This is a genomic window from Streptomyces natalensis ATCC 27448 (assembly GCF_000935125.1).
GTDB lineage: Bacteria > Actinomycetota > Actinomycetes > Streptomycetales > Streptomycetaceae > Streptomyces > Streptomyces natalensis.
Genome location: NZ_JRKI01000008.1, coordinates 85,709 through 101,267, shown reverse-complemented (window position 1 = coordinate 101,267; position 15,559 = coordinate 85,709). Strand labels below are relative to the sequence as shown.

The following is a 15,559-nucleotide window of genomic DNA, read 5'->3' as shown; positions in this document are numbered from 1 at the left end:
TTGTTCGCCGTTGCGCCTGCGGCGGGCGTGGGTTGGTACGGGTGCGGTGCCACGCCTCCGGACTTCGTCCTGCGGCGCGGCCCCTCCCGTGAGTGGGGGTGAAAAGGCCGGTGGGGGCGGGCCGTTCATGTCCCGTAACTGTGATGCGATCCACACGCGGCACCCGACCGCTTACGTGCACCCCCACTGGTTTTCTCCCACCCCCAACGGGGAGGGGCCGGGCCGCAGGACGGAGTCCGGAGGCCCGGTCCCGCAGCCGAACAGCCCCGCGCCAGCGGCAACGCCCGCCGCTGGGGGTACCTCCCAGCGTTAGCTGGGGGAGCAACGGCGAGAACCCCCCCGCGGCGGGTCAGCCGACAACGTGGGGCCGAAGGCGACCGGCAACCGCCACACCGACGGCCGCGACGACGGCCATCGCCGCGAAGACGGCGACGAACGCCGCCGGGTGCCCCCCATCGGAGGGAACGCCCCCGACGGAGGCGGCGGAGCCACTGGCCGCGATCCGCCCGCCCCCGCAGGCCACGAACAACACACCACTCGCCCCGACGAACGCCACGTTCCCCAGCGCATCGGCCATTTGCAGCGAAGCTGCATTCGTGCCGGCCTCCTCCGGCCGGGACAGCTCCAGCAGCAGTACGCCGCCGCTGGAGATGTTGAGCCCCATGCCGAAGCCGCCGAGCGTCCAGGCCGCCGCGACGATCCAGACGGGGATCCCGTCGAGCAGCGCCAGCGGCACCAGGCCGATGGCGGCGGCCAGGAAGGCCATGCCCAGGCCCATCAGCCGCTCCCGGTACGGCTCCAGGCGCGGGCGGCTCTGGACGTACGAGCCGAGCGCCCAGGTCAGGCCGCCGCCGGTGAGGGAGAGCCCGGCCAGGGTGGCGGACAGGCCGCGCTGGGTGACCAGCATCAGCGGGATGAAGCTCTCCGCGGCCACCAGCGCCCCGGCCGCCAGACCGCGCATCAGGACGACGGAGGGCAGCCCGCGCGCCGACCGGAACGTCCCGCGCGGCAGCAGGCGCACTATGGCCGGCACCAGCAGGACGGCGCCCACGGCGGCCGGCAGCAGCGCGGTCCGGTCCGGGTGCTGGCCCGCGTACTGGAGCAGACAGGCGCCGGCCGCCACCGCCAGCGCGAGCAGCGAACGCCGACTGCCCAGGATGTGCCGCGCGCCGCCATCGTTCCCGGGGTCCGTACGGGGCAGTGTGCGCAGCGCCGGGAGCATGACCGCGAGCGGCAGCAGTATCAGGACGGGGATGGAGAGGAAGACCCAGCGCCAGCCGAGGTGTTCGGTGACCGTGCCGGAGACCAGCGGGCCGACGATCACCGGCACCACCCAGGCCGCCGAGAACGACGCCATCACCGCCGGTCGCAGCCGTTCGGGGTAGGCGCGCCCGACCACTACGTACAGCGAGACCACCACCAGCCCGCCGCCGACGCCCTGCACCCCGCGGCCGGCGATGAACATCCCCATGGTCCCCGCGCCACCCGCGACCAGCAGCCCCACCCCGAACGCCGCGATCCCGCTGAACAGCGGCGCCAGCGGCCCGCGCCGGTCGCACCATTCGCCCGCGAGCGCCATGGCGAACAGGCTCGCCGTGAAGAAGGCGGAGAAGGCGAAGGCGTAGAGCGCGATGCCGTCCAGGGCGCGCGCGGCGACCGGCATCGCGGTATTCACAGCGCTCGCCTCGAAGGCCACGAGCGAGACGACGGAGATGATGCCGCAGGTCAGGGCGCGATAGGCGCGGGAGAGCACGCCGTCGGCGCCCGTGCTGTGCGTGGGGGTGGGGGCGGGGAGGGCGGCGAGGTCGGTGTCGCCGGGGTGGTGGCCAGGGTGGGGGTCGTCAGCGGTCATCGGGCCAGCGTAAGGGCCGTAGCGCGGATGCACCCCTGTCCGACGACGGGGGTGCGGTCGGCCTCGGGGACTACGTCGGGGGGCGGGCGCGGGGGCCCCGGGCCCCGGAGCTGTCCGGGCGGCGGTGAGGCGTTCCTGCGCTCGCGACAGCCGTGTGAACGCTGCATGGCGGCGCCCCGGAAACCATGGACTCCGCATCGCGGCCGCCCTACCCTCACCGCCGTTACCGACGGTAAAGGAACGCGGATGCGGAGACTGTGGATGCAGACAACTACGCGGACGGTCAGGGGACTTGTGCACACAGGATGTGTGCAGACGGGACGTGCGCGGCCGCGGCGTGCGCGGCCGAGACTCCTCCGGGCACACGGGAGAGGAGCAGGAGGAGGGCTCCGGACGCACGTCGGCGCGGCGATCGCCGTCCTGGCCCTCGCGCTGCCCGGGTCCCTGGCGCTCTCCCCCGGCGCACAGGCGGCGCCGATACCGCCCGCCCCCGGTCACCGGTTCGTGCCGCACTACGAGGGCGCTCCGGCCACCGCGCGCCCGCTGCCCGCCGGCCAGGCGCCGCCGCAGAACCCGTATCTGGCGCCCAACGGCCGGGCCGGTATGCACGGTGACGGCGCGAGCAGCGACACCCATCCCTTCCCCGGTCCGCTGGGCGTGCGGCCCACCGTGACCAGCGAGAGGATGGCGGCGCTCGGCGGCGAGTGCGCGACCGTCACCTTCGACCGCGCGGGCCGCCTGCTGACCGTCTGCGGCACCTTCCGGGGCTTTCGCCTCAAGCTGCTGGACCCCAAGAGCCTGGCCACCCTCGCCGAATACAAGCTGCCGCAGCGCCCGTCGACCGTCGAGGCGATCACCCGCCTCGACTTCTCCAAGATCTTCAAGGACACCTCGGGCGGCGCCTACTTCTACCTCGACCACCAGGACCGGGTCGTCCTGGCCGACTCGCGCCAGCACGTCCTGCGGCTGTCGCACCGCCAATCCCCCGACGGCGGCTGGCACTTCGGCGTCGACGACGACTGGGACCTGACCCCGTACGTCCCGCACGACTGCGTCGGCTGGACCAACCTCCACCCGCGCGGCACCTGCGATCCGGTCACCTCCGTGCAGCCCGACTGGCACGGCCGGATCTGGTGGGTCACCCGTAAGGGCCGAATCGGCACCATCGCCCCGGACACCGGCACCGTACGCTCCATCCGGCTGCCCGGCGAGGAGATCCAGAACAGCTTCTCGGCGGCGAGGGACGGGGTCTCCCTCGTCTCCGACCACGCGCTCTACAGCCTGCGCGCGGACGCCGGCGGCACCCCGCGCATCCGATGGCGCCGGACGTACGACCGCGGTACGGGCGGCAAACCCGGATCCATCAACCAGGGCTCCGGCACCACCCCCACCCTCCTCGGCGACGCCGCCCACCCGTACGTCGCGATCACCGACAACGCCGACGACCGGATGAACGTCCTGGTCTACCGCCGCACCGGAGCGGCCGCCGGCCGCCTGGTCTGCAAGGTCCCCGTCTTCGGCGCCGGCGCCTCCACCACCGACAACTCCCTCATCGGCTACGGCAACAGCCTCGTCGTCGAGAACAACTACGGCTACGAGAACGTCACGTCGCTTCTCTTCGGCAGGTCCGTGCCCGGGGACATCACCAGGGTCGACATCCGGCCGGACGGCAGCGGCTGCGACACCGTCTGGCAGAGCGGGGAACGCGCCCCCTCCAGCGTCGCCAAGCTCTCGACCGCCAACGGCTTGCTCTACTTCTACACAAAGGATCCCAATCGGCTGGGCATCGACGCCTGGTACCTGACCGCCGTCGACTTCCGCACCGGCCACACCCGCTTCAAGCGCCTCACCGGCACCGGCCCGCTCTACGACAACAACTGGGCCCCGATCACCCTCGGCCCGGACGGCACGGCCTACGCCGGCGTCTTCAACGGCCTGGTGGCCGTACGGGACACCGCCCCCGCCCCCTGACCACCGACCCGCCGGAGCCCCGGCCACCGCCCGTTCATGAACCCCGCATTGCCGCACATTGCACCTTCGTGGCAGGGGGCCCGACACCCTTGCCGGACCCCCTGAGACACGGCCTAAAGTCGGCACAGCACCGCAACTTGGCCGTGTGCCCGAGTGGTTCAGGGGCTCGCCTGCAAAGCGAGTTACGTGGGTTCGAATCCCGCCACGGCCTCGATACGTACCGCGCATACGCGCAGGGAGGCGGCCTCCAGGGTGTGGGGGCCGCCTCCCTGCGCGTCCATCATTTCCGCCCCTCCTCACCCTGTTCCCGTTCTCGTACTCATCCGCGCCGCAGATGTCCCATGAGTCATGGGCTCCATGACCACTTCGCAGTACGGCTCCGGTCCTGGCCCGAACCTTGGTTCCGCGCACGGCCCGGCCTTCGCGCCCGGGGGCGCGCCGTACGTGCACCCGCGCTCATACACCCGCCCACCCCCCGAAGGGGGGTGGGCGGCGGGGAAAACGAAAGGGGCGGGTGGGCGGCGGGGCAGGGGCAACGCCCGCCCCGCCCCCGCCTACGGCTGGACCGTCTGTGCCACCGCCGCCTGGGGGCGGATCGGGAGGCGGCCGATGGGGCGGCCGGTGGCGGCGCGGACGGCGGAGGCGACGGCGGCCGGGGAGGTGACGACCGGGACGGCGCTGACGGGCTTGGCGCCGAAGGGGGCGACCACGTCGCGTTCCTCGACGAGTTTGACGATGCGGATGTCGGGGGCGTCGAGCGCGGTCGGCAGCGCATAGCCGGTCAGGTCCGGGTGGCGGACCTGCCCGCGGGTGGTGCGCAGGTTCTCCATCAGGGCGGCGCCCAGGCCCTGGGTGACGCCGGCCTCGATACGGGCCTGCAACTGGACCGGGTTGAGCACCCGGCCCACGTCCTGGGCCACGGTCATCTCCACGACCCGGATGGTGCCCAGTTCGATGTCGACGTCGGCGACGCACCGGATGGCGCAGAAGGCGAGGCCGACGAAGGCGTCGCCCTGACCGCCCTCGTCCAGCGGCTCGGTCGGATGCGGCCGGCACTGGGCGGTGGCCCACAGTTCCTTGCCGTCCAGGGCCTCGGCGACGGTGGTGCTGAGTACCCCGTCGTACGAGGTGATCTTGCCGTCGGTGATGCTCAGCAGCTCGGTGGACATCCCGAACTTGTGGGCCAGCGGCTGGAGGAGCTGGGTGCGGACCATCTTGGCGGCGCGTTCGACGGCGCCACCGGAGACCCAGGTGTGGCGTCCGTGGCAGGCCGGTCCGGCCGGGGGCTGGTCGGTGTCGACGCCCGCGACGTGCACCTCTTCGACCCCGAGGGTCTCCTGGACGATCTGCCGGGCCAGGGTGGAGAAGCCCGAACCCGTCTCGACGGCGGCGCAGATGACGGTGGCGACCGAGCCGCTGACCTTGACGGTGGCGGTGGAGACCTCGTCGGTGCCCTCGGCGCCGAGCATGTGCACCATGCCCAGGGCGTAGCCGACGCCGCGGCGCACCGCGCCCGGTTCGCCCGCGCCCTCGGGCCCTCCCGGCAGCAGCCATTCCGCTTCGGGGGTGTCCTTGGGCAGCTCGGGCAGCGGCGCTTCCTTGACGGCGCGCAGGAGTTCGGCGACCGGGGCCGGGCAGGTGACGGTCTGGCCCGTGGGCAGCAGGTCGCCGGTGGCCATCACATTGCGCATCCGCAGCTCGTCGGGCTCCAGGCCCAGCTGGGCGGCCAGCTTGTCCATCTGGCCCTCGTACGCCGCGCAGACCTGCATCGCGCCCTCGCCGCGCATATGGCCCGACGGCGGGTTGTTGGTGCGCACCGCCCAGCCCTCGACCACGGCGTGCGGGACGACGTAGGGGCCGCAGGCGAAGGAGACGGCGGCGGCCAGGGCCTCGCCGGAGGTGTCCGCGTAGGCGCCGGCGTCCATCAGGATCTGCGCCTCCACCTTGACCAGCTTGCCTTCGGCGTCGGCGTGGTGGCGGTAGCGCAGCAGCGTGGGGTGGCGGTGGGCGTGCGCGAGGAAGGATTCCTCCCGGGTGGCGGCGAGCTTCACCGGGCAGCCCGTACGCAGCGCCAGCAGGCCCAGCGACAGCTGGATTCCGGGGTCCTCGCGGTCGGCGGTGGCACCGGGGACGCCGGTGACGACCACCTTGACGCGCTCGGGGTCGAGGCCGAAGGAGGCGGCGGCCAGGTCCCGGTCGGTGTGCGGGTCGGTGGAGGCGGTGTAGATCTCCACGCCGCCGTCGGGGCGCGGCACCGCGAGTCCGGCCTCGGCCCCGATGGGCGCCGGGTCCTGCCGGCCGATCCGGTAGAAGCCCTCGACCATCACCTCACCGACCGCCTCCGGGTCGCCGAAGCGGAGCGGGATGTGCCGGATGAGGTTGCCGTCGGGGTGCAGCGGCTCGGCCTCGAAGGCCAGCTGGGGGTCGGTGACGGCCTCCAGGACCTCGTACTCGACGGCGATGGCGGCGGCGGCCAGCCGTGCGGTGTCGGGGTGGTCGGCGGCCACTGCGGCGATCGGCTCGCCGTGGTGGCGGACCTCGTCCTTGGCGAAGACCGGGCGGTCGGCGACGCCCCGGCCGTGCCCCGCGTCACCGGGCACGTCCCCGTGGGTGACGACGGCGCGCACGCCCTCCATCTCCGCCGCGGGCTTGGTGTCGATGGACACGATGCGCGCCCGCGGGTGCGGGGAGCGCAGCACCGCGGCCCACAGCAGCCCTTCGGCCCACAGGTCGGCGGCGTACGGGAAGGTGCCCTCGGTCTTGGCGGACGCGTCCGCGGGCGGCAGGGAGACGCCCAGGCCGTGCGGCGACGGCTCCTCGGGCGGGACGGGGACGCCGGCTGCGGGGGTCACGGTGACGGCGCCGTCTGTCGTGCCGTTCATGCCGACACCTCGCTTCGCCCGGCCTCGCACCCGCTCGGCGCGCACCCATCCCCTGATTCGCTCGCTCCGCTCTCTCATGCAGCCCCTCCCGTCTGCGAATCGGTGCCCGGCCCCTGGTGGGGGTGGTGGCCGGGGGCGTCCGTGTGGCCGGTGGGCTCCGAGGGGCCCGCCTGGTGGGGGATGCGGGGCGTCTCCTGGTGCGCGTCCGCCGGGGCCTCGTCGGCGGCGTGCGCGGCCTCGGCGGCCTCCGCACGGGCCTGTACGACCTCCGCGACGGCGTCCAGCACGCCCCGGTAGCCGGAGCACCGGCACAGGTTGCCGCACAGCGCCTTACGGGTCTCCAGCTCGCTGGGGGCGTGGTTGCCCTCCAGGAGGTCGTGCACGGTCATCGCCATGCCCGGTACGCAGAAGCCGCACTGGACGGCGCCGGAGGCGGCCAGCGCCCGCTGCACGTCGGAGGGCACGCCGTCCTGGGCCAGGCCCTCGACCGTACGGACCTCGCTGCCCGCCGCGGTGGCCGCGGGCACCAGGCAGGAGGCGACCAGCCGCCCGTCCACCTGGACGGAGCAGGCCCCGCACTCGCCCTGGGAGCAGCCGTCCTTGGCCCCGGCGAGGCCGAGCCGCTCGCGCAGGACGTACAGCAGCGACTCGCCGATCCAGGAGTCCGTGACGGGGCGGTCGGTGCCGTTCACGCGCAGCACGTAGGAGGCGGCGGGGTGTTCGTCGTGAGGGAGCGTGCCGGGGGCGTCCTGGGCGGGGGTGCCGGGGTCCTCGGTGACGGCGATCACGGCGGGCTCGCCCGTGAGGGCCACCGGGCCCGCGGTGTCCGGTGCCTGGACCGGCTCGTCCGGCTCCTGCGGTCGGGCCGCACCGTGGACGTCCTGCTGCGCGTCCTGGGTCTGCCGGGCTTGCGGGGCCTCCTCGGGTGCCGGGGCGGCCGCCGGGCCGTCCTCGGGCTCCGGGCGTGGTTCGGCGACCGCCACGGCCTGCGGGGCCGCGGGCTCGTCCCCGTCGGCGGGCCGCTCCGTCCTGGCCGCCTCCCGGGGGTGGTCGTACGTCTCGTACGGTTCGTAGGCGCCGTGTGCGTCCCCCGTGGCGGCCGTCGCCGCGGCCTCCTGGGCGGGCGCGGGGCCGGTGGCGAACTCCCCGGAGTGCTCCGGTGCTTCCCCCTCGGCCACCGGGACCGCCCACGGCTCGCCGCCCGGTGCGTGGCCGGCACCTATGCTCGGCGCCGCCTCCTCGGGGCGGGGCGCGGCCTCCTGCTGGGCGGGCGGCCACTGGGCCAGCGCGTCGGCGGGCAGCGACCAGTGCCCGGTCGCGCCGGCCTCCGGGGCCTGTGCCCCGCCCGCGGCGTTCCCGTACGGGTCGCCGTCCACCGCTTCGCCGCCGCCCGCCGGGCCGCTCTCCGCCGCGTACGGATCGCCGTCGGATGCGCCGAAGGAAGCCGCGGCGGTCTCTCCGTGCTCGGTGGCGCCGGTCGTGGCGCTCAGGCCGGCCGCCAAGTTCCAGTGGCCGGTGCGACCGGTCCCCGCGGCGTCCCCCGGTGCCCCGGCGCCGCCGTAGGTGTCCTGGTAGCCGCCCTGGTAGTCGGCGGGTGTGCCGTGCTCCTGGTGCCCGGGCTGTCCCGGGTGCGCCGCGTGCCCCGGGTGCCCCGTGTGCGCCGGGTGGCCCTGATGTCCCTGATGACTCTGATGTCCCTGGTAGGCCGTCAGGCCGTCCTCGCCGACCAGATACTCGCCGGACTCCTCCAGGACGTCGTCCGCGGCCGCCGGCACCGACCACGCCCCGGCACCACCGCCCGCAGCCTCCGGGCTGCCCGCGACCGGCCAGTCCACCTGGTCGCCGCCCCAGGACGGAGCCCCCTCCGGCGCACCGCCCTGATAGATCGCGGCCTGCTCCTGGCGACCGGGGTGGCCGGAGTGTTCCTGGTGACCGGGGTGGCCGGGGTGGCCGGAGTGGCCCGAGTGGCCGTTGTGTGCCGGGTATCCGGCGGACGGGTCGGCGTATCCGGCCGCCGGGTCCGCGAACGGCATCGTCCACTGGCCGGTCGACGCGGGGTCGGTGCCCGCGGCGGGCGCCGACGGCCCGGGGGTGTGCCGGGTGAAGGACTCCGGCGGGGTGTAGCCGTGGCCGGGAGCGGCGAGCGGCTCGGTGCCGGGCGGGTTGTAGCCGGGCACGGCCCGGTAGCCCCCGGTGGTGAAGCCCTCCGGGAGCTGGACGAAGGCCGTCGCCTCCTGCTCGTACTCGCCGCCCTGCGGGAGCGGTTGCCAGCCGTGGTCGGGGTGCGGCTGCTGCGGGGTGTGCTGTTCGTCGCTCATGCCGAGACCTCGCTTCGCTCGCCCTCGCATTCGCGAGGCGCGCACCTCCTGATTGTTCTCCCCCACCCTCCGGCCGGGGGGACCCCCATGCTGCGCTCGCTCACGAGAGCGCCCTCCCAAGTGCGCGGCGGGCCAGGGCTGCCACCGTACGGCGCAGATGCAGTGCGGCGGGTGGCAGGGTGGCCGGTTCCGAACCGTCCTGCGGCGGCACCGGGTCGGGGATGCATGCCGCGGCCACGTAGTCGCCGAAGGCCGTCAGCGCCTCGGGCACCAGGCCGCGTTCGCCGTCCCAGTCGATGAGCGAGGCCACCCACTGCTCGGCCTCCAGGGGGCGCAGCGGCATCGCGGCGACCGCGCCCACCGCGCAGCGCACATTGCGCCGGGCCGGGTCCAGGACCAGTGCAACCGAGGCGGTGGCCCGCCCGGGGCCGGTGCGGCCGGTGGCCTTGAGGAAGGTCTGCGGGGCGTGCAGCAGCGGCACCCGTACGAAGCCGACGAGTTCACCGGGGTGCAGCATCTCGCGGCCCGCCAGGAGGTGGCTGACCGGAATCTCACGGCGGGCGCCACCGGGGCCGGCGATGATCAGGGTCGCTTCCAGGGCGGCGAGCACGGGCAGGGTGTCACCGGTGGGCGCGGAGGTGACGATATTGCCGCCGAGCGTCCCGGCGTTGCGGATCTGCGGGGGTCCGGCGGCGCGGGCGGCGGCCGCCAGGCCCGGGATCAGCGCGGCGAAGTCGGGGCGCCCCATGCGGGCGAGGGTGAGTCCGGCACCGAGCAGCGCATGGCCGTCCTGGTACTGCCAGCCGCGGATCTCGCTGATCCGGCCGAGGCCCACCAGGGCCGCGGGTCTGAGGAGTCCGGCGTTGACGGCCGCCATGAGGTCGGTGCCCCCCGCGACCGGAACGGCGGTGGGCATGGCGGTGAGCGCCGCCACCGCCTCGTCGAGCGAGGCCGGCAATGTCACCGTTTGTGACGCCTGCGGTGCGTGGGTGGTCAAGCCAGCTGCCCCTTCCCCGGTGTCCCGGCTGTTCCGCTCCGCCGTACGGTACGTGCTCACGGCCCGGACGTGGCAACTCTGGCACATCTTCCCCGGCCCCCGGCGACAGGGTCCGCGAAGCGGCGTTCCGTCCGCCCTGCGGCGATCTGGTCCGCATTCGTCCGCCGGTTGGGGGGTGTGGCGGGTCGTGCGCGGGCCGCGGCGGGCGGTGCGCTCCGGGTGCTCCCGCATCGCCCGTACGGCGGTGCGGAGAGGTCTCCACCGTCCCAGTCTCCGGCCGCGGCGGGACCCCCTTCCGCAGCGGGCTCACACGTTTGGGGGCGCCCCGTCGAGCGGGCGTCCGAGCACCCCGGGGCGGCGCTGCCAGGGGTGCGGGCCGCCGGGCGGGCGGTAGTCGACGCCGAGGGCGTCCAGGCGGGCGTAATGGGCGCTCATCCGGCGGTCGAAGTCCGCGGCGTCGCGGTCGGCGGGCGCGGGCAGCCGGCTCCAGGCGACCTCGGCGAACGCCGCGAGCCGGGGAAAGACCTGGTAGTCGAGGCGCTGCTGACTGTCCATGACCTCGGTCCAGACGTTGGCCTGGGTGCCCAGGACGTGCGCGGCCTGCTCCTCGGTGAGCTCCGGCGGGACGGGCTCGAAGCGGTAGACGTCCTCCAGGGTCCGTACGAAACCGATCGGGACCGGTTCGTCCGGGGCGGCGTGCTGACGGTGGTCCAGATAGACGTGCTGCTCGGGGCACATGACGACGTCGTGGCCGGCGCGGGCGGCGGCGATCCCGCCCGCGTAGCCGCGCCAGGAGGAGACCGCGGCACCCTCGGCGAGGCCGCCTTCGAGGATCTCGTCCCAGCCGATCAGCCGTCTGCCGCGCTCGGCGAGCCAGCGGTCGAAGTGCCGGATGAACCAGCCGTGCAGCGCGTCCTCGTCGGCCAGGCCCAGTGCGGCGATACGGGCCTGGGCGGCGGGCGAGGCGCGCCACTGGTCCTTGGGGCATTCGTCGCCGCCGATGTGGACGAAGCGCGAGGGGAAGAGGCCGAGGACCTCCTCCAGCACCTGCTCGTAGAAGCGCAGGGCGTTGTCAGTGGGGGCCAGTACGTTGGGACTGATGCCCCAGGTGTCCCAGACCTTCACGGAGGTGGTGTCGATGACGTCGGTGTTGCCGAGTTCGGGGTATGCCGCGATGGCGGCCTGCGAGTGCCCGGGAATGTCGATCTCGGGGACGACGGTGATATGCCGGGCGGCGGCGTAGGCGACGATCTCGCGGATGTCGTCCTGGGTGTAGAAGCCGCCGTGGGGGCGGGCGTCCCAGAGGGGGGAGGCGCGGTGGCCGAGTCTGGTGCGCTCGCGCCAGGCGCCGGTCGCGGTCAGCTCGGGGTGGCGCCGGATCTCGATGCGCCAGCCCTGGTCGTCGGTCAGGTGCAGATGCAGGACGTTGAGCTTGTGGGCGGCGAGCAGGTCGAGGTAGCGCAGGACGCCGTCCTTGGGCAGGAAGTGCCGGGCGACGTCGAGCATCATGCCGCGCCAGGCGAAGCGGGGCTCGTCCTCGATGACGGCCATCGGCAGGTGCCACTCGTCCCGCTGTACGACCGGCGCCCTGCGGAATGCCTCGGGACCGAGCAGCTGGCGGAAGGTCTGCGCGCCCCAGAAGACCCCGGCCGCGCTGCCGCCGTCCAGGCGGATCGCGGAGCCGTCCACGACGAGGCGATAGCCCTCGGGCGGCAGCGCCGGGTCGACGGCGAGCACGATGCGGTGGTCGGCGTTGTCGCCCGGCGCGAGCGGCAGGCCGGTGGCCGCGCCGATCGTGGACCGCATCCAGTGGGCCACGCCCTCGGTGCCGGGCCGCGCGTCGAGCAGCGTGTCGCGGTCGAGAGGGAAGAGGCCCCGGCCGGGCGGCACCGGGCTCAGGAGCCGCGGGCGCGGGATCAGATCCGTATGTGCCGTGTGGGTCATGGCACCGAACCTGCCACGGCGGGTACGCGGACGGCTCCGGTATGCGCCGATCCGCGCACCGGAGCCGTCTCACCGCACCGCGGGAGCGGGCGGCGGCTACTTCTTGCCGCCGTCCTTGCCGCCCTTGTCCTTGTCGCCGCCGGCGCCCATGGACTCGAAGATCTCCTTGCACATCGGGCAGACCGGGTACTTCTTGGGGTCGCGCCCCGGTACCCAGACCTTGCCGCACAGCGCGACGACGGGCGTGCCGTCGAGCGCGCTCGCCATGATCTTGTCCTTCTGGACGTAGTGGGCGAAGCGCTCGTGGTCGCCGTCGCCGTGCGACACCTGCGGTGTCGGCTCTACGAGGGTCCCCGTACCTGCCCCGCGCTCGGGCTCAAGAGTGCTCATAACTGCCAAGGGTACTCACGCCCGCCGCGAGCCGGGAGCGTCGGCCTGTCGCCGTATGGAGGACGAGTCCCAGGGCCGCCACCCCGGCAGCCGCCCACGGCAGCGCGTACGGGGCGAGGTCCGCGGCGAGCGCCAGGCCGCCCAGCGCGGAGCCGACGGCGCTGCCCAGATAGAGCGCGGAGTTGTTCAGGGCGAGGGCGACGGTGCCGCGCTGCGCGCTGTGCTCCAGCAGCCGGTGCTGCTGGGGCACCTGGAGCGCCCAGCCCGCCGCGCCCCAGGCGACCAGTGCGGCCGCCGCAGCGGGCAGCGCGGCACCGGCCAGCGCGGGCAGCAGCGCCTGGGCCGCGACGATCACCGCGAGGACCGCGCCCACCAGCGCCCGGACCCGCCCCGTACGGTCCACCAGCGGCCCGGCCAGCACGCTGCCCAGCACGCCGCCCAGGCCCCAGGCCCAGAGATACGGCGTCACCTCGCTGACGCCGCCCGCGGCGGCCAGCACCGGCGCGAGGTAGGTGTACAGCCCGAGGCTGGCGACCGCGGCCAGGAAGGAGACGGCGACGACGGGGGCAATGGCGCGGTCCGTGACGGCCGCCAGCCGGGTGCGCAGCGGCACCGCGGGGGCGGCGGGAACGGGCGGCAGCAGGGTGGCGAGCCCGGCGAGTGCGGCCGCGCCCAGGCCCGTCACCAGCCACAGCGTGGTGCGCCAGCCGGTGTGCTCGGCCAGCAGCACCCCGATCGGCACGCCCAGAACGGTGCCCGCGCTCATCCCGCCCATCACCAGGGCCAGCGCCCGGCCGCGCCGCCCTTCCGGGGCCAGCGCCGCAGCGGCCGCCGTGGACAGCGCCGAATAGACCCCGGCCCCGGCGCCCGCGATCACCCGGGCGGCCAGCAGCGCCGGCAGTGAGGGGGCGAGGGCGGTGACGGCGTTGCCGAGGGTGAAGACCGCCAGGGCGGCCAGGAGCAGCGCGCGGGTCCGTACGCCGGAGAGCAGCCCGGCGACCAGCGGGGCCGCGAGGGCGTAGGCCAGGGTGAAGGCCGTGACCAGCTGGCCCGCCAGCGAGACCCGGGTGCCGATGTCATGGGCGATGGCCGGCAGCAGCCCGGCCATCACATACGCGTCCAGGCCGAGGGCGAAGGCCCCCAGCGTCAGCAGCCACACCTTGCGCACCGCAGTCAACTCCCGTGATCGTCCGGGGCGGTGGCGGCTGCCGCGGCCCCGGGGTGAACCGAACCCGGGAAACGTAGGCAGTCTCCGGATGGCCGGGGAAATGCCCGGCGGGGCGCATTTATGCTGGGGCGGCATGAATCACGGGAGCGAGGGCGGGGGCATGGGCAGCGCCGCGGACGAGAGCTGGAGCAGCGGCCGGGACAGCGGCCAGGTCGGCGGCCAGGGCGGCATGCACGGCGACGTGACCGACTCCGGCGCTCCGGACGCCTGGGACGGTCTCGGGGGCATCGAGCTGCGCCATCTGCGCGGCTTTCTCGCCGTCGCCGAGGAGCGCAGCTTCACCCACGCCGCCGATCGGCTGCGGACCGGACAGCCCGCGCTGACCCGGACCGTCCGCGCGCTGGAGTGCACCCTCGGCGCCCGCCTGCTCGACCGGACGACCCGGCGCGTGGAGCTCACCGACGCGGGCCGCCGCCTCTACGCGGACCTCGCCCCGCTGCTCCCCCGGCTGGCCGGTGCGCTGCGCTCGTCCACCGGACCGGCCGTGCTGCGGCTGGGCTTCACCTCGCTGCTGCCCGCCGTGTGCACCGCGCTCACCGCGGACTTCGAGGCCGCGACCGGCGCGGGCGTGCGGCTGGTGCGCCGGGATGCCCCGCTCGCCGGACTGGAGACCGGGGAGGCGGATGCCGCGGTGCTGCGCGGCGAGATCCCGCCCGACGCCGGGCTGCGCAGCACGCTCCTCCTCCAGGAGCCGCGGGTCGCCGCCCTGTCGCGTACGGCCTTGCGGGCACCGGAGGCGGCCGCCGTACGCGCCGTGGCGCACCGCCGGGTGCTGGACTGGGCCGAGCTGGCCGATCTACCGCTGGTGGTCAACACCGTCACCGGCACCACCCGCCCCGAGCTGTGGCCCGACGGCCGCCGCCCCCGCCTGGCCTGCACCGCCGGGAACTTCGACGAGTGGCTGGAAGCGGTGGCCGCGGGGCACGGCGTCGGAGTGGCCCCGGAGCCGGTGGCCCAGCGGCACACCCACCCCGGGATCCGCTATCTGCGGCTGAAGAACGCGCCGCCGGTGCCCGTCCGTCTGGCGCTGCCCGCCCGTGACGCACACCCGCTGGCCGAACGCCTCTACGCCCTCGCCCGGCGGCCACCCGCCCCGCGCCCGCCCGTACCCCGGTCGTCGCTCCGCCGCGGCCCCGGCCATGACCCATCGGACAGACCTTAGGTCGGCCCGTCGGACAGGCCCTTAAGGCGCCACAGGCTCTACGACGCCACCGGCACCCCGCCGCGGTCCTCGGCCGTCAGGCCGAGCTTCACCGCGAACGCCAGCGCGGCCTCCGGGCGGACCTCGTACCACGAATCCCGGTCGCAGACCGCGCCCAGCAGCGCGGTGACACCGGCCTCGCCGACCGTACGGGCCTCGGCGGCCGCTATGAACGCGCGCACCGCCGCCGCGGGATCGACCTCCGTCTCGGTGACCGCCACCAGGTCCTCGACGATCCGGTCGACCGCGTCCTCACCCCTGCCCGCCCAGCTCAGGGCCATGGCCAGACCGTCGTCGCCCATCGACTCCGGATAGGGCGCGCGGGCCCAGGCGCCGTCCTGCCACCAGTAGACGAAGCCGAAGAGATTGCCCTGGGCGTCGTCGCGCATCCGGTCCCAGGGCAGCCACTCGGGGCCGCCGGCCAGGAAGTCGATCTGCCGGTTTCCGTCGTGCGTGTAGCTGCCGTCGGAGTCCTGGCCGCACAGCAGCGCACGGCCGTCGTCGTACAGCTTCAGCCGCCACCAGTAGGAGCCGCCGCCGTTCCAGCACTCCAGCCCTTGCGGTCCCCAGGAGAAGTCGTCCCAGTCGTCCATGGCCGCGGCGACCACCGCCAGCGTCGCGGCGCGCGCCCACACCCGCCGCGGATGATCCAGATCCTCGGGCACGCTCGGCCTGTGCATGGCACTCCCCCGTTCTTCTCCGCGCGGCGGCGCCTCGCGCCCGCGCATCGTCCCCTGCATTTCCGAACCATAGCGACGGGGTCTGACAATTCCCCA

Annotated in this window: 10 protein-coding genes and 1 tRNA gene; 3 read left to right on the top strand and 8 right to left on the bottom strand. The window is 74.6% G+C overall.

What is annotated here, in order from left to right:
* Positions 1-349: 349 nt before the first annotated feature.
* Positions 350-1,852, bottom strand: a complete 1,503-nt coding sequence (locus SNA_RS05295) for an MFS transporter (protein ID WP_044363534.1) — start codon at positions 1,850-1,852, stop codon at positions 350-352.
* A 411-nt stretch (positions 1,853-2,263) separates the two neighbouring features.
* Between SNA_RS05295 and SNA_RS05290 the strand changes: the two genes are divergently transcribed.
* The gene (locus SNA_RS05290) at positions 2,264-3,823 is read left to right on the top strand and encodes a hypothetical protein (protein WP_044363776.1); all 1,560 of its coding nucleotides are present in this window, start codon (positions 2,264-2,266) and stop codon (positions 3,821-3,823) included.
* 139 nt (positions 3,824-3,962) lie between these two features.
* Positions 3,963-4,034, top strand: a tRNA-Cys gene (locus SNA_RS05285).
* Positions 4,035-4,377: 343 nt separating this feature from the next.
* On the opposite strand, the gene SNA_RS05280 is transcribed toward SNA_RS05285, so the two are convergent.
* The 6 genes from SNA_RS05280 to SNA_RS05255 all read right to left on the bottom strand — a co-directional run bounded on the left by SNA_RS05280 (position 4,378) and on the right by SNA_RS05255 (position 13,522).
* Positions 4,378-6,705 (bottom strand): xanthine dehydrogenase family protein molybdopterin-binding subunit, encoded by a 2,328-nt coding sequence (locus tag SNA_RS05280; RefSeq protein ID WP_044363532.1) that lies wholly within the window; start codon positions 6,703-6,705, stop codon positions 4,378-4,380.
* Between the two features lie 74 nt (positions 6,706-6,779).
* Positions 6,780-9,023, bottom strand: coding sequence for a 2Fe-2S iron-sulfur cluster-binding protein (locus tag SNA_RS05275; RefSeq protein WP_044363530.1), 2,244 nt, complete (start codon positions 9,021-9,023; stop codon positions 6,780-6,782).
* A gap of 100 nt (positions 9,024-9,123) precedes the next feature.
* Entirely contained in the window at positions 9,124-10,020 is an 897-nt protein-coding gene (locus SNA_RS05270; RefSeq protein ID WP_030069334.1) for an FAD binding domain-containing protein, read from the bottom strand.
* Between the two features lie 306 nt (positions 10,021-10,326).
* Entirely contained in the window at positions 10,327-11,964 is a 1,638-nt protein-coding gene (locus tag SNA_RS05265) for a beta-N-acetylhexosaminidase (RefSeq protein WP_078969697.1), read from the bottom strand.
* 96 nt (positions 11,965-12,060) lie between these two features.
* Positions 12,061-12,354, bottom strand: coding sequence for a DUF3039 domain-containing protein (locus SNA_RS05260; protein ID WP_026169910.1), 294 nt, complete (start codon positions 12,352-12,354; stop codon positions 12,061-12,063).
* Positions 12,341-13,522 carry an MFS transporter gene (locus SNA_RS05255; RefSeq protein ID WP_044363524.1) on the bottom strand — a complete coding sequence of 394 codons (1,182 nt, stop codon included), beginning with the start codon at positions 13,520-13,522 and terminating at the stop codon, positions 12,341-12,343. The genes SNA_RS05260 and SNA_RS05255 overlap by 14 nt, the downstream gene beginning before the upstream one ends.
* 133 nt (positions 13,523-13,655) lie before the next feature.
* On the opposite strand from SNA_RS05255, the gene SNA_RS05250 reads away from it, so the two are divergent.
* Positions 13,656-14,744 (top strand): LysR family transcriptional regulator, encoded by a 1,089-nt coding sequence (locus SNA_RS05250; RefSeq protein WP_241779549.1) that lies wholly within the window; start codon positions 13,656-13,658, stop codon positions 14,742-14,744.
* A gap of 38 nt (positions 14,745-14,782) precedes the next feature.
* Here SNA_RS05250 and SNA_RS05245 read toward each other — a convergent pair whose 3' ends face one another.
* Positions 14,783-15,463 carry a hypothetical protein gene (locus tag SNA_RS05245; RefSeq protein ID WP_030069342.1) on the bottom strand — a complete coding sequence of 227 codons (681 nt, stop codon included), beginning with the start codon at positions 15,461-15,463 and terminating at the stop codon, positions 14,783-14,785.
* Positions 15,464-15,559: the final 96 nt, after the last annotated feature.